Raw genomic sequence first — 14,997 nt, 5'->3', positions numbered from 1 at the left:
TAATGCGTGGTGTAAATAAAGTCATTTTAGTGGGTACTTTAGGTCGTGATCCTGAAACAAAAACTTTCCCAAATGGTGGTTCTCTCACTCAATTTTCTATCGCAACCAGTGATGTCTGGACAGACAAAAACACAGGTGAGCGTAAAGAGCAAACAGAGTGGCATCGCATTGTTTTACATAACCGTTTAGGCGAGATTGCACAGCAATATTTACGCAAAGGTTCTAAAGTATATATTGAAGGTTCATTGCGTACGCGTCAGTGGACAGACCAAAATGGTCAAGAGCGTTACACCACTGAAATTCGTGGCGATCAAATGCAAATGCTCGACTCTGCTAACCGTGGACAATCTGACCAGCAAGATGGTGGCTTTGCTCAACCACGTTTTAACAATAACCAAGGCGGTTATGGCAATCAGAACCAAGCTCCAGCCACAGGTTATGCGAATCAAAATCAAGGCGGTTTTAACCAAAATCAGGGTGGTGGCTATGCCAACAATAACCCAAGTGGTTTTGCACCGAAGCCACAAGCTGCGCCTGCAACCGCACCTGCAGATTTAGATGATGATTTGCCGTTTTGAGACATACTAGAGATAGCCATTTGATTCAAAATGGAAAATCATCATCCAAACCCTTTGTTTCGACAAAGGGTTTTTTATGCAGATATTTAGCAAATATCTATTTTCTCGATTAAATTTCAAACTATGATAGGATTTATAATTCATAAATCCGATTATTTTTATAAAAAAACACTGTTTTACCGATTCTTTCGATTTTCGTATTCTAGCTACACAAGATAAGCAATCCCCGAAACGAATTGAGGAGTCATCCATGAGTTTAATCAATACCCAAGTCAAAGCATTTAACGCAACCGCTTACCACAATGGTCAATTTATTGACGTATCTGAGCAAGACTTTATTGGTAAATGGTCAGTGGTGTTTTTCTACCCTGCAGATTTCACCTTTGTTTGCCCAACTGAACTTGCCGATTTAGCCGATCAATATGCTGAATTCCAAAAAATGGGTGTGGAAATTTACTCAGTATCTACAGACACACACTTTACCCATAAAGCATGGCACGACACCTCAGAAGAAATTAAAAAGATTCAATATCCAATGATTGGCGACCCAACTTGGACATTGTCTAAAAACTTTGAGGTGCTGATTGAAGCAGAAGGTTTGGCAGATCGTGGTACTTTCGTGATTGACCCTGAAGGTAAAATCCAAATTGTAGAAATCAATGCAGGCGGTATTGGTCGTGACGCGCAAGAGTTGTTGCGTAAAGTAAAAGCAGCGCAATATGTGCATGCACACCCTAGCGAAGTTTGCCCTGCCAAGTGGAAAGAAGGCGATGCAACCCTAGCACCATCTATTGATTTGGTGGGTAAAATCTAATCGAATCATCGCACTCAATTTTAAAAATCCAGAACCTCGCTTCTGGATTTTTTATGCTCATGATTTGTTTAACCATGTATAAGTTTCAGCAAGATTATTCCATTCTTGCAATGCTGTATGCCAAATTTGCACTAGGTTGTGGTGCGATGAGCGATTAAGATCAAAACATCTATTCTCCTAGCAATAGGTGTAACACATGAAAAAAATAATCGGTTTATATCGCAACCAAAACATGCATTGGGTGGGCGATGGTTTTCCAGTCAAAAATCTATTTTCTTATGACCGTTTAGGGCAGGCGATCAGTCCATTTTTACTCTTGGATTATGCAGCGCCGTATCATTTTGATGCGACTACCGCACAACATGGTGTTGGTTCGCATCCACATCGCGGTTTTGAAACGGTGACGCTTGCCTATCGGGGCGAAGTGACGCATAAAGATTCGGCAGGTGGTGGTGGCACCATCAAAACAGGCGATGTGCAGTGGATGACAGCAGGTGCGGGTGTGGTGCATGAGGAATTTCACTCCAAAGACTATGCAGCACAAGGCGGATTGTTTGAAATGGTGCAGCTTTGGGTGAATTTGCCTGCCGCAGACAAAATGACATCGCCACGTTATCAAGCCATTGAATCTCAAAATATTCCGAAAATTGAGTTTGAAAATCAGGCGGGGCATTTACGCATTATTGCAGGTCAGTACGCAGAGCAATCTGGGCCTGCCAGCACCTTTAGCCCTGTCAATGTTTGGGATGGACAATTGAAAGCTGCACAGACCAAAGCGCTGCATGTGCCGGTAGATCACAATACTTTATTGGTGGTGTTGGCAGGTGAAGTGCGGGTCAATGGCAGTCAACTTGTGCAAGATCACTCAGTGGTGTTATTTGCTCAAGATGGCGAAGCGTTAATTCAGCTTGAAGCACTGCAAGATACGCAATTTTTAGTGCTGACAGGCAAGCCATTAAATGAACCTATTCAAGGCTATGGTCCATTTGTCATGAATACCAAGCAGGAAATCATTCAAGCTTTTGAAGATTTTAATCAAGGCAAGTTTGGTGAAATTCCGATTCAACATCAAGCGGGTTAAGCTTTAAAAAATCTTAGCCAAGAAAAAAGCCTCATGTCGATGTCCCGACCGAGGCTTTTGTTGTTCTGGCGCTGTCAAATTTCTAGTTTTAGCGGATTGATCATATTCCTTATGATAATTATATGTGATGTAGCTATCATTTTTGTGCTTGGTATCATAGCGTTTAGAGATTTATTTGTAAAACGAAAATTATAAAATTGGTGAATTTATCTACATGGTTTAGAACACTATTTATAGTATTAAAGAAATAATATGAATAAATTCTAAGGCTTATTTAAGCACTTTCTGATTGTTAAAAAATGTAATCATATTGCCAATGTACTTTGTGTTGTTTCTCTGTGAAAAGTACACAATCTGGTAGTTTTTAATAGCTCATTTTCCTTAGGCATGGTTCATAATTTCATAAAGTATGTAAAAAGATGGATGATCGATTTGGATATCGCAGTGATCGGTAGTGGTATGGCTGGACTGGCTACCGCAAGAATTCTTAAAGATGCAGGGCATAACATTACAATTTTTGAGGCGCTGCCTGGTCGTGGAATGGACAGTCATAGCATCGAATTTGAGGATGGTTTAATTGATGCGCCGTTACGGGTCATGAACCCACATTTGTGGAAAAACACCCTCAGCTTGGCCACACATTTAGGCATTAAAACTTATCCTGTGCGTACTTATATGGCGTGCAGTTGGTTATTTGAAGATCGTACCGAAACTTGGCTGACCACAAGCCGTACCCGTATTGGTAATTTCCCAATCATTAACAACCGTAAAGGCATACAACAATACGGCTGGCGTTTGGTAAAAGGCATGTTGCAGTTAAAAACAGCCATCGCTAAATTTTTCAAATCTAAAAACCAAGACATTACCCTTGCGGAATTTATCAACCGTAACGAAATTGAAGAAGTGTTTTGGCATGGTGCAGTGATGCCAGTGCTTTACACCATTTGTACTTGTGACCCTAAAACCATTGGTGAATGGCCAGCAAAACCATTGTTGGTATTTTTACGCCAATTGACTGATGGTGATGCATTATTGCGTTTACAAGGTGGCACGCCTGCATTGGTTGATAAGTTGATTGAAGGTATTAATATTCAAAGTGGTGCAGCGATTACTCGTGTTCATCAACAAGAAGATGGTGTAATTGTTGAAAATTCTGAGGGTCAGTCGCAAACATTTGACCGTGTGGTGATTGCAACGCCAACCACTAAAGTCCAAGACTTCTTGGACAATCAACAATTTGCAGAAGATATTGAATTGCTTAAACAGTTCAAATTCGAGCAGGGTGATTTGGTGATTCACACTGATCAAACGGTGATGCCGCCAAAACGTAAAGATTGGTCTGTTTTAAGTTATATGATGGATCGTAAATTTACTCGTCAGCAATTTACGGTATGGCTTAACTCGATCGAACCAACTTTGGTCGGTAAATCGCCAGTGTTCCAAACATGGCGTCCAGTTACACCAATTGATCCGAAAAAGATCATTTCAACGGTAACTTTAACCCGCGCTGTGGTGGATTCAAAGACAGTGGCATTAAACAAAGAGTTGCAGCAGCGCCATCACCAAGACAATCGTAAAGTGTTCTTCTGCGGTTCATGGTCGTGCGATGGTTTACCAATTTTAGAATCTGCAGTGACTTCCGCTATGCATATTGCAGAAATTTTTGGTGCACCATTACCGTTTGTTGATTTAAAACCACAAGTTGAGGTTGCGCCGCAATTAGGTTATTAAGTTTAGGGTCTGTTGATATTTCATAAATGGTTTGTGCTGTAGGCTAAAACTGAGCAGATCAGGCATGAAACGCAGGGAATAGCGAGACTATTGCCAAGTTTCATAACGCAATCTGAGAAAGTTTTAGCCACAGCCTTTCAGGACAAGCATATTTTTTGCTGCTATTGCGTTATGAGTCAGTCATTTAGAATGACTAAATTTCCTGCCTCATGCCTTATATCAGCTAAAAAATATGCGTTGTCGCAAACATAGATGAATTATCAACAGCCCCTCTTTTTTGAATTAGACTGAGTCAGCATGAAATGGCAACAGGCGATACGACAGCATTTTCCAAAACATAAATATGCCATTCAAGCGGCATATTTGGGAGATACTTCCGCATTGCCGTGGAGCAATTTAGGTTATTGGTCAGATGCAGTGGGATCTGATTATCCCGCTGCATGTCAAAATTTGGCAGCGCATTTGGCAGCAGCAGTGCATTTAAATTCAAAAGATGTTGTGTTGGATTTAGGCTGTGGGCAAGGTGCCAGTCTTAAATATTGGTTGGAACACTATCAAATACAACGACTTGAAGCTGTTGAGCTACAAGATCATCATGTGCAGTCGATTCGACAACATTTAAATTCAAATATTAAAATTCACGCTGCTTCATTTTTAAATTTAAAAGCACTTTTTCCACAACCACGTTTTGATGTGGTGTTCTGTATTGATGCGGCATATCACAGTCATTTGAATTCATTTTTAAGTCAGGTCAATGCAGTTTTGAATTCAAATGGACGTTTGGGCTTTCATTATTTAATTTGGGCAGAACAAGCGCCAACGCATGCGTTCAAACAGCTGCAATATCGTGCCTTATTAAAATCTGCCGATGTCAATTTTAAAGATCTAATGTCCGAAAGTCAGCTTCGAGCGGTCTTGGCACAGTTTGAATTTAAACAGATTCAGGTGGAAGATTTGTCGGCACAGGTTTTGGCGGGTTTTGCTGATTATGTGCATCAGCATCTCAAGCATCAAATTCAAACGCGAGATGCAGACTGGTTTAAAATTGCCATGACCGCACGTTTATGTGCCAAGCTCTATGCAGATGGCTGGATTAAATATGTGCAGGTGAGTGCGGAAAAAGCTTAATCTATTGTAATGAGCTGTTAGATGATGGGATTTTTCGGTGTTTAGTTGTCCATGCTTAGCTTTAAATCCTACCCACCACATGAAACTGCTTCGGTAAAATTTTTGCGCCACACGTCAATTGATCTCCGACATAAGCCACGGCTTTATCATCAAAAAGAATATGATCGTGACTTTTTATAATCGTGGACCAACGTTGGCACTGAGGGCAGAAATGTCCATCACCCGCCACTAAAAATAAATTTCCCATTTGAGAAACACGCATTTGGTTGGCAAGGATGATTCCACCATGATTGGTCATGGAATGATGCGTTGCAAAGCTTTGAGCCATGAGGTCTTCCTTAAACTGGAAAATTTTAGAGAAGCATTGTTTTAATACTCAATTTTCTAAGACTTATAATTTTAAATTTTTATTTTAATTCACAAAAATATTTTTAAATGTCAGTTTATATGGATGAAACATCAACAAAATAGACCATCAATATAAAAATACGATCTGAAATATGTGTACAGCATTCTAAATCATAAAATACATTTAACAAGTGAAAAGTCACAATCTTGTATTGCAATTGAAGTTTTGCAGATAAATCGAAGCCCTAAATAAATTGGAGATTCGAGCAGCATGAGGAAGATAAAAATATACGTTTATAGAAACAAAAAACCTCATAAATTAAAAACTTATGAGGTTTAATATGGTGCCGGCACACGGATTCGAACTGTGGACCTACTGATTACAAGTCAGTTGCTCTACCAACTGAGCTATGCCGGCGTTGTGTAGAGAATTTTACAGAATTTTTACGTGTGCGCAAGCCAAAAAGTAACCGTTTAATGCAGGGCATAGAGTTTTTGAAGATTTTGTACACAGTATTTTGGCGCGTTACAAACGAGGAAATCACATAGAAGGTTTTGTATGAAATGAGCCCAGCGGGTGGGCTCATTGAAGAAAATAACTTGAAATGAAGTGTGAAAAGCGATTATTTATTTCTTAAGATGCGATCTAAATCCTGTGCACATTCTTCTAAGGTAAAGGCCATATCAAGTTGCATTTGTGGTTTGAGTTCATTTGCGAGCGTTCTCCATTGTTCAATTAGGCGAATGGCTTTTTGAATCTTATGTTTGTTGATGTCTTTGGCGATGGTAGGCGTATATCCTCCACGTTTAGCATTTTTAATTTGTTTGACATAATTTTGGCTGTTATTCATGTTCGCTCCCGAATAGCAGTTATATATGTAAGGCATTTGCATGCTTTTATTATGCTAAAGCTTAATGATGACCCTTTTATGTAGAAAGCTGAGATGACGAAATAAAAATAAAAAAAGGTTTTGATAAAAAACAATAAATTTCTTCACCTCTCCTTTTTTGACGGCATAACTCAGTTGTAGCATAGCGATTGAAGATTATCTTGACTGCAGAGTAACGCAATGTGTCATGTTTGTTGATTTTTCATCAATAGAGGGATTGAGGATTATCAAAATTGGCGATGGAGATGGTCTTAACTGCAAATTCCGTTTATCGCTTTATCCATTTTACGCTCTAGATAATTGCCAAGTTGCTGATTAGAATAGCGCCACTATAAAAATAGCAACGATAATAACAATGCAAAGTTCACTCTTTGCTGTATTAGAAAAATTTGGCTTAAGCCCTCAACACCGCACAATTCATATCCAGTTTTCTAATTCAGCCTTAAATCATCAGGTCTTTTTGCAGTGCGTTTATGGTCAGCATGCCATCAACCAAGGTTTGCAGATGGATGTCTTATGCCTCTCACCGCATGCAAATTTGCCGTTGAAACAATTTATTGGCAGTCGGGTGGCTGTAGATCAACTCACCGATCAAGGCGAATTATTTCGACATAGCGGCATTATTACTGCAGCAGCGCAAGGGCAAAGTGATGGCACGCTCAGTCTCTATAAATTGCAGATTCAGGATGCAACGGCTTTGTGGCATAAACGCCGCAACAGTCGGGTATTTATGAATAAAACTGTGGTGGAGGTGAGTGAAATTCTGTTTAAAGAATGGCAAGACCGCAGTGCATTATTTGCTGCAAGTTTAAGTTTAGATTTAAGTGGTCTCAGTCAGCGTTATGCAGTTCGACCTCTCATCATACAATCCAACGAAAGCGATTATGAGTTTTTAACCCGTTTGTGGCGTAGCGAAGGCATCAATTGGTTGGTGGATGAAAAACAACCTTGGGTTGAGCATTTTTTAACGCCTATGGATACACAAAAATTAAGACTGATTGAGCAGAATAGTCATTATCAGCCCTTAAAACGTAGACGAGTGGCATTTCAGCGTACAAGTGCAATCGAGCAGCGGGATAGCATTTACACTTGGATGGCACAGCGTAACCTGCAACCCACTGAAGTACAGTTACAACGCTGGCAACCCGATCTTTTGGCACAGGACCAAAATTCAGTACAGTTCACATCGCCCTTACAAAGTAGCACACAAAATAGTGAAGCTTTAAGTTTAGAACAGGCGTGGTGCGTGAGTCCTGCGTGGATGCAAGACTTAACTGGGCAAGATCAGGTGACAGCTGCAAGTACCGAACAATTAGAACAATTGGGACAACAATTGGCTCAGTATTATGATTTGCAGGCAAAATATTTTTCCGCGCAAAGTAATTTACGTGATGCGCAAGTGGGGTATTGGTTTGAATTACACGGGCATGCTGAAATTGATCAACATCCCCAAACTGAACGAGAGTTTTTAATACTGTCCAAACAGTTTTATAACCAAAACAATTTAGCACCTGAATTACAACAGCATTTTTTGAGTCTGCTGCAACAAAGTCAGTGGACATTTCAGTTACCGTTGGAGGGTGATCCTCAACAATTTTGTCAATTGAATTTGATTCGACGACATATTGCGCTCGTTCCAGAGTTTAATCCATTACTGCATCGTCCCGTGGCTTATCCACAGCGCGCTAAAGTGGTTGGACCTGAGGATGAAACCGTGCATGTAGATGCGTGGGGGCGTATTAAAGTTCGGTTTTTATTTACCCGAAGTGATGACCACTTGCATGATGGTGGTGCGGGTGCCAACGACAATGAGAGCGATTCGGCGTGGGTGGATGTACTCACACCGTGGGCAGGTGAGGGTTATGGTGCAAGATTTCACCCACGTATTGGTGAAATTGTGGTGGTGGATTTCTTTGATGGCAATATTGATCGTCCTTTTGTGGTTGGACGTTTACATGAGGCAGAACGACAACAGACACAATTCGATACAGTTGGAACTCTACCCGATACCAAATACTTGAGCGGGATTCGTTCACAAGAAATACGTGGTGCAGGGTTTAACCAACTTCGCTTCAATGACACCACCAAACAATTCAGTGCGCAATTGCAGAGTAGTCATGCTGCGAGTCAGTTGAATTTAGGATATTTGAGCCATCCAATGCGGCAGGAGGATTCAATTGGGCGCGGCGAAGGCTTTGAATTAAGAACTGATCGGTGGGGAGCTGTGCGTGCAGGTGCAGGCTTACTGCTTTCAACTCATCCACAAGCACAGGCACAAGCGTATCATTTAGATGCGAGTCCTGCCAAAAGGCAATTGGAGTCCAGTTTAGCGGCAAGCAAAGGCTTAAGTGAGTTGGCACAAAATCAGCAAACAGATCCTTTGGAAACACTGGAGCATCTCAAAGAATTTTTAAATCAAATTGAACTAGAAGATCAAACTAAAGCGGCAAGTTTTAAGCAGGCGGTTATGATTCTTTGTGCGCCCAACTCAATTGCAGTTTCAACTCAGCAAGATTTACACCTTTCTGCAGATCAACATATTCATCAAAGTGCCGCAGGCAGTATTAATGTTTCTACCCAAAAATCTGTGATTACACATGCACGCGATAAAATCAGTTTATTTGCAGCGGAGCAAGGTATACGTGCTTTTGCAGCCAAGGGTAAAGTCGAAATTCAGGCACAAGATGGTGCTATAGATGCAATTGCACGCCAGAAAATCAAGCTGATTTCTACGGAAGATCGGGTGGAAATTACCAGTCCAAAAGAAATTGTGCTAACGGCAGGTGGTTCACAAATCAAAATTAATTCAAAAGGTGTTTTTGTGAGTACTTCAGCTAAATTTGAGGCGAAAGCAGGACAGCATTGTTTTGAGGGTGGGGAGAAGATTATTGAAGAAAAAATAAGCTTGCCTAAGTCACCAACGTTATTCAGTAATAAAATTAATTATCAGTGGAATCAGCCCTCTACAGGAGAAAAAGAAATCTTTGTTTTAGATAAATTGAATGGAAAGCTCATTAAAACTAATAAATCTATATTAAATGAAAATAATCAATTGAGTACGTTACGCTTTTATACCTCTCAACCGACAGACTTTGTTGCTTTAGGCTTCGCGTCTTTATATACACAACTGATCCAAGAATCGAATCTTGACAATATAGATGAACTAATGGATGAGGTCACGGAGATTAACTCTGAGGACGATGTATATGCTGAAGAGGAGGTTAAGTAATGAGTAATTTAGTTACAGTAATCTCAAAAATTTATGATGCCTCTGGGAAATATGTTATCAATTTAAACGTTAAATCGCGTTATAAAGGTTCATCAAGAGAAAATTCAAAAAAAACAGATAAAGAGGGATTATTTATATTTCAAGGTTCGCCTAATCGAACTGTAGAAATTTTGGCAAAGCCTCCTAATGCTAAAGATTATATTGTGATTAAAACGCTTAACTCATCTCTTGTTTCTTCTAGAAACAATCCTCTAAAAGTATTTTTACCTAAAAGCATAGAAGAATATCGGAAAGAAAAAATTACACCTAGCTCAAAAGGAATTGTCACAACTTTATTTAAAGTCATAGATTGTAATGAGAAAGTTTTAATTAATTTCCCTGTGAAATCTCGTCCCAAAGGAAGACAAAGTTCATTTGAACGTACGACAGATGAGCAAGGAATTGTAGAAGTACTTTCTTCACCCAATCGGGACATAGAAATTCTAGTTTTGAATTTGGAAGATAAATTTGTACTGAAAAGTACTATTAACTCAGAAAATGGCTCTCAAACACCGATCATAATTAAATTAGATGAGCCTTATGAAAATTTTATAAGTAAGACATTCATAAGTCTTTTGGATCGTAATCATCAAGATTATGTGGTTGAAAATACCAAAGTGGAAATTGTTGCGTTAGGTACTCAAACTAAAAAAATTCTTTCTATATCCAATGGAAAAATTCCTGTTCAAAGCAGGGTTGGTGAGAAAATTCAGATTACTGTATTTAAGCCAGATGGCTCTCCTTTAAGCCCAGAAACTTATTTAGTAAAAAGCTTAAAACAAAATAATGTTAAATTGGTTTTGGATGTGGATGTCGTTAAAGGTAACACTAATCAGGATAAGCCAACCATAAATAAAAGAATAGATAACGCAGAGTGTGCTTGTAATAGAGATATCACTGTAGAAGAATTTAAGAAGATTACAAATACTTCGACTGCATTAAGTTTTTTAAATGATTTGAATCAACAATTTAAAAAATTAAGTATGAATAGGTGTTTAGAAAAAGCACATTTTATCGCACATACATTACATGAAACTGCGGGTTATAGACTTATGGAGGAAGGGCTAGGAGGAAAGTCGGAAAGTGAGGTTTATGATGGATATAAAGGTAGGGGCCTAATGCAAATTACCTATAAATCAAATTATGAGGGATATGGTAAAGCTATTAATGAGAACTTTCTAGGAGCCAATAAAGTACGTATTGCTAAGGAGAAAAAACATGCGGTAGGTTCGGCGGTGTGGTATTGGCTTCATTCTAAATCAGGTGGCTTAACTCCTTATGCACTAAATAATGATTTGATAGCCACATGCTCTTTAATTAATGGGGGATATAATGGTTTCGATGATAGAGAGAACTACTTAAAAAGAGCTATTTCCGCTTTCAATATTAAAGAATGTGGATATCTTAATAAAAAAATAATAGCCACGTTGGACTCATATTTGAGTTTTGAGGAAAGTTCTATTGCGCAGAATAAAAGTGGTGAAAGCTTTGGTTGGGGACTATGGAATGATCCACTAGGTAAAAAAAAGGGAAAAATTAAAAATTTAAACGAAGCAAAAAAAGGATATATGCGTTTTCTTGAAATGACTAAAACGACAACCTTTCCATTTGGTACTAAAAAAGAAGGTGGGCAGATAGTGAGTCGAAAGCGTTATGGTTATACGGCGAATGCTGCGAAATTATTTGCTGAAAAAAGGTTAAAAGAATTATGAGAATTTTCTTTATTTTGTTATTTATTTTAGTTTCTTGTACACAGGTTTATTCTTCAGAAAAAGATTACTATTGTTTTAGTAGTGGTAGCAAATCTGTTCTATTGGTGCCTAGTGAATATCCTAATATAAATTCAATTATGTATTATCCATTCATGAAAAAAATTGAACTATCTACGACTTTAAGGATTGAAGAAGTGGATATGGGGGATAACGCCAAGCCTGAAATTTATAGGACAGTACAAGAGATTATTGACAATAAAGTGAATGGACAATACAGGTTTATGTCACAAGGCTATATCTTGTATGAAGCAGAATATTTAAATTTAAAAACTAAAAAGACAACAGTTTTTAATAAAATAAATTTAGATGCAAAGGGTATTAATTGCATTTAATAAAATCAAGAAGCCGACTCTCGTCGGCCTCTTTATCTTAACCTTCCAAAACTTCTTCTAGCAGCTCCTCACTTGGGGCAAAGTAATATGCGCCATCCATGGCAGTCACAAAGTGCAATAAACGGTCATGGATGCCATCACCTGAAGTACCAAACATACGTTCTAACATGGCATCAATAATGCTCAAATCTTTGGTATAGGCAATAAAGAATAAACCCTGATCGCCTTTGCCATCACCATAAGGTAAAGAATGGCGCAAAATTTCCATTTCATCGCCTGCATCATCTTCAACGACTGTACGTGAAACGTGCGAATTTTCAGGTTGTACATCTTCGTCTAATTCAATCGATTCAAGTTTGGTGCGTCCAATCACGTGTTCTTGGGCATCGACTTTGAGCTTTTTCCATTTTTCTAAATCGTGACAATAGCGCTGTGCAAAAATAAAAGAACCATCGGCAAACACGCCTGCATCTTCCCCTAAAAGTGCAACTTCGGCACGATCATCTGGAAATTGTGGGTTTTCGGTACCATCAATAAATCCCGTCATGTCGCGTCCATCAAAATAACGGAAACAGACCCGTTCATCCAACACTTCAATTTTGTCTTGGATCCCCTCAAAAAAGGCCTGACTGAGCGCAAAGCAAATATCTGAACGGGCACTCGCGAGATGAATAATCACATCGGCAGGCACGACAGGCATTGGGTACGCCCCTTGAATCGGTTGTAATTGTTTAAAACCATCTGGAGATTGCTCATAGAGTTGTGCCCAAAGTTCAGGACCAAAAGCAACGCCAGTTTTAATTTGGGCATGTGGATGTTGGGTAATCAAACGATCCCGTGTGCTAAACAAGTCAGCCAATTTTTCTTTTAACTCAGTAATGCTTAAGTCTTTTAAACGAAGTACAAGAAAGCGAGTATGATCTGAAGGTAGTGGCAAAATTACAGATTGGGCAGTCATGTATAGCTCCTGAAAAATTTGTTGTTTTCTATAAAGTTGACTTTATTGTGCCTGATTGCATGCAGGCTTAATAGCCTGAACCCGATTTTATTCAACGTTTTTAGCCATGAGATTAAGTGAAATATCATATAATGCACTGTCTTGTGAAAAGCAGCGATATATGTCTTATCAAGTTTGGATTGCGTTTATGTTGGCCTGTTGGCCTGTTGGGTGATTAGTGTTTCACCTGGCGCGGGTGCGATTGCTTCGATGTCGAGTGGTTTGAGTTATGGTTTTCGACATGGTTATTGGAATGCGATTGGTCTACAACTGGCTTTATTATTGCAAATTGCGATTGTAGCCGCAGGGGCAGGGGTATTATTTGCGACAACGCCTTGGGCATTTCTGATTGTGAAATGGTTTGGTGTGGCGTATTTGTTGTATCTGGCGTATTTGCAATGGGCAGCGCCTGCACAGTCGATTGAAATTCAGCATGAGTTGACGCGCAAATCTGCTGGAAAATTGGTGATGTACGGCTTTCTGGTCAATATGAGCAATCCTAAAGCAATTGTGTTTTTATTGGCAGTTTTACCGCAATTTTTAGATTTATCTAAACCGCAATGGACGCAATATGCAATTATGGCACTGACCATGATTAGTATTGATTTGATTGTGATGGCGGGCTATACGGGCTTGGCTGCAAAAGTTTTGCGTTTGTTAAGATCACCGAAGCAGCAAAAAGTCATGAATCGTACTTTTGCTGCATTGTTTGCAGGCGCTGCTTTTTTGTTAAGTTTGGTGCATCAGTAATGTCTTCAATTACACAAAAGTGTACGCTGTAATTATAAAAATAGATTGAGACATACGTTGAAAATAAAATGTATTCCGCGAGCACTTTATTGGCAACATTGGTGGATCAGCATGTTGCTTTTAAGTTTTTCAACTTTAATTGCAATTGGATTAGCAATTCAGTTTTCAGTAGATAGCGTGTTTTGGCCAATTGCTTTGATGGCACATTTGAGTATCAATTTGATTTTTTCTTTTGTATTTGCCGCCTTGCAAACTTATTTTAAACATACGGTGTGGCAAAGTGTGGTGTTGATTAATATTACGGCTGTGTTGTTGATTGCCATTCATGCAATGTTTTATCTACAAAAGATAGATTGGAATGCTGTTTCAGAAAGTCAGCAGCAATTGAGTCTTTTACAGCAAGTGATTCATAGTGATATAGCACTGTGGATAGCGTATATACTGCCATTTTTGGTCGTAATGCTCATTGCTGCAATACAAAAATATAGATATTCATTAACGAAAAACTAAGCTATCTTTCTGACTTTTTGAACGCTAAAAATCACCGCAAAAATGATCGCCATAGTCATCACAATACTTAAACCTGTCGAAATATTTAAGCCCGCACTTGACCATAAACCTACGCTGACTGCAATTTGCGCCACAATAAATGCCCAAATCACCATTTGTTTAGGCGAGTGAGCCAATAAACGTGCGGTTAAAGCGGGAATCACCAACAATGCGCCCATCAATAAAGAACCGACTGCACGTAAAGCCAATACGGTAAATAATGCCAACAACAACATAAAAATCAGGCGTTGCCATTGGGCATTCACGCCTTCACTGACCGCAATATCAGGGTCAATTGCAATTTGAATTTGTGCCTGCCAAAATTTATACAGCACCGCTAAAGCAACAATAATCACTAGGGCAAATACAGGTAAATCTGCCCATGAAATGGTGAGTAAATCACCAAATAAATAGCTCAGCAACTCAGGGCGCAAACTTGGAATATGTTGAATAAAGAGCAACCCTGAACAGAGCAAGGTCGCAGAGCAGAGCGCCAATAATGCATCATTCGGCAACCGTGGATCATGTAAAATCCATAAAACACCCACCAATAATAATGCCAAGAAGGTCACACCCATCCACAGAGGTAAACTCAACGCGCCTGCAATCGCCACACCCAATAAGGTGCCATGCGCCATCGTATCGGCAAAAAAGGACATACGTCGCCACAGCATTAAACAGCCAAGTGGGGCGGTCAAAAATACCAATAAACTGCCCATGATCCATGCAGGTAACAGCAATTGTAGCCAATCCATCATG

General features: G+C 39.3%; 13 protein-coding genes, 1 tRNA gene and 1 pseudogene. 10 read left to right on the top strand and 5 right to left on the bottom strand.

From position 1 onward, the window contains the following. Window positions 1-2 precede the first annotated feature (2 nt). The 5 genes from ssb to FTV41_RS09140 all read left to right on the top strand — a co-directional run bounded on the left by ssb (window position 3) and on the right by FTV41_RS09140 (window position 5,332). On the top strand, window positions 3-578 hold the full coding sequence (ssb, locus tag FTV41_RS09160) for a single-stranded DNA-binding protein (RefSeq protein ID WP_096902231.1): 576 nt from the start codon (window positions 3-5) through the stop codon (window positions 576-578). A 250-nt stretch (window positions 579-828) separates the two neighbouring features. Continuing rightward, a complete protein-coding gene (gene ahpC / locus FTV41_RS09155) occupies window positions 829-1,392 on the top strand; it encodes an alkyl hydroperoxide reductase subunit C (protein WP_004970191.1) in 564 nt (187 codons plus the stop codon). 196 nt (window positions 1,393-1,588) lie between these two features. Beyond that, a complete protein-coding gene (locus FTV41_RS09150; protein WP_179996432.1) occupies window positions 1,589-2,473 on the top strand; it encodes a pirin family protein in 885 nt (294 codons plus the stop codon). A gap of 423 nt (window positions 2,474-2,896) precedes the next feature. Further along, on the top strand, window positions 2,897-4,204 hold the full coding sequence (locus tag FTV41_RS09145) for an FAD-dependent oxidoreductase (protein WP_179996431.1): 1,308 nt from the start codon (window positions 2,897-2,899) through the stop codon (window positions 4,202-4,204). A gap of 297 nt (window positions 4,205-4,501) precedes the next feature. Next, window positions 4,502-5,332 (top strand): cyclopropane-fatty-acyl-phospholipid synthase family protein, encoded by an 831-nt coding sequence (locus FTV41_RS09140; protein ID WP_179996430.1) that lies wholly within the window; start codon window positions 4,502-4,504, stop codon window positions 5,330-5,332. 70 nt (window positions 5,333-5,402) lie between these two features. Here the strand turns inward: FTV41_RS09140 and FTV41_RS09135 are convergent. The 3 genes and pseudogenes from FTV41_RS09135 to FTV41_RS09125 form a co-directional block, all read right to left on the bottom strand. Next, window positions 5,403-5,660, bottom strand: a pseudogene (locus FTV41_RS09135) (PAAR domain-containing protein); the annotation flags it as partial. Window positions 5,661-6,022: 362 nt separating this feature from the next. Then, a tRNA-Thr gene (locus tag FTV41_RS09130) sits at window positions 6,023-6,098 on the bottom strand. 205 nt (window positions 6,099-6,303) lie between these two features. Next, window positions 6,304-6,531 carry a hypothetical protein gene (locus FTV41_RS09125; protein WP_004970172.1) on the bottom strand — a complete coding sequence of 76 codons (228 nt, stop codon included), beginning with the start codon at window positions 6,529-6,531 and terminating at the stop codon, window positions 6,304-6,306. A gap of 394 nt (window positions 6,532-6,925) precedes the next feature. Here FTV41_RS09125 and FTV41_RS09120 point away from each other — a divergent pair, with 394 nt between their 5' ends. The 3 genes from FTV41_RS09120 to FTV41_RS09110 are packed head-to-tail and all read left to right on the top strand — an operon-like array spanning window position 6,926 to window position 11,942. Further along, a complete protein-coding gene (locus tag FTV41_RS09120; protein WP_179990578.1) occupies window positions 6,926-9,799 on the top strand; it encodes a type VI secretion system Vgr family protein in 2,874 nt (957 codons plus the stop codon). Further along, window positions 9,799-11,550, top strand: coding sequence for a glycoside hydrolase family 19 protein (locus FTV41_RS09115; protein ID WP_179996429.1), 1,752 nt, complete (start codon window positions 9,799-9,801; stop codon window positions 11,548-11,550). The genes FTV41_RS09120 and FTV41_RS09115 overlap by 1 nt, the downstream gene beginning before the upstream one ends. Next, a complete protein-coding gene (locus FTV41_RS09110; protein ID WP_178319016.1) occupies window positions 11,547-11,942 on the top strand; it encodes a hypothetical protein in 396 nt (131 codons plus the stop codon). The genes FTV41_RS09115 and FTV41_RS09110 overlap by 4 nt, the downstream gene beginning before the upstream one ends. A 37-nt stretch (window positions 11,943-11,979) precedes the next feature. Here FTV41_RS09110 and FTV41_RS09105 read toward each other — a convergent pair whose 3' ends face one another. Continuing rightward, entirely contained in the window at window positions 11,980-12,900 is a 921-nt protein-coding gene (locus FTV41_RS09105) for a Dyp-type peroxidase (protein WP_179996428.1), read from the bottom strand. Window positions 12,901-13,074: 174 nt separating this feature from the next. Here FTV41_RS09105 and FTV41_RS09100 point away from each other — a divergent pair, with 174 nt between their 5' ends. Together FTV41_RS09100 and FTV41_RS09095 are read left to right on the top strand one after the other, a co-directional pair. Then, window positions 13,075-13,689, top strand: coding sequence for a LysE family transporter (locus FTV41_RS09100; RefSeq protein ID WP_373682956.1), 615 nt, complete (start codon window positions 13,075-13,077; stop codon window positions 13,687-13,689). A gap of 111 nt (window positions 13,690-13,800) precedes the next feature. Beyond that, window positions 13,801-14,199 carry a hypothetical protein gene (locus FTV41_RS09095; RefSeq protein ID WP_136144785.1) on the top strand — a complete coding sequence of 133 codons (399 nt, stop codon included), beginning with the start codon at window positions 13,801-13,803 and terminating at the stop codon, window positions 14,197-14,199. On the opposite strand, the gene znuB is transcribed toward FTV41_RS09095, so the two are convergent. After that, entirely contained in the window at window positions 14,196-14,996 is an 801-nt protein-coding gene (znuB, locus tag FTV41_RS09090) for a zinc ABC transporter permease subunit ZnuB (protein ID WP_004970154.1), read from the bottom strand. The two genes, FTV41_RS09095 and znuB, sit on opposite strands and share 4 nt — an antisense overlap. Between the last annotated feature and the right edge of the window lies 1 nt (window position 14,997).

Origin of the sequence: Acinetobacter sp. YH16051 (assembly GCF_013417135.1) — a bacterium.
In the GTDB taxonomy this organism is placed as follows: domain Bacteria; phylum Pseudomonadota; class Gammaproteobacteria; order Pseudomonadales; family Moraxellaceae; genus Acinetobacter; species Acinetobacter towneri.
This window is presented reverse-complemented; position numbering and strand designations above follow the sequence as displayed.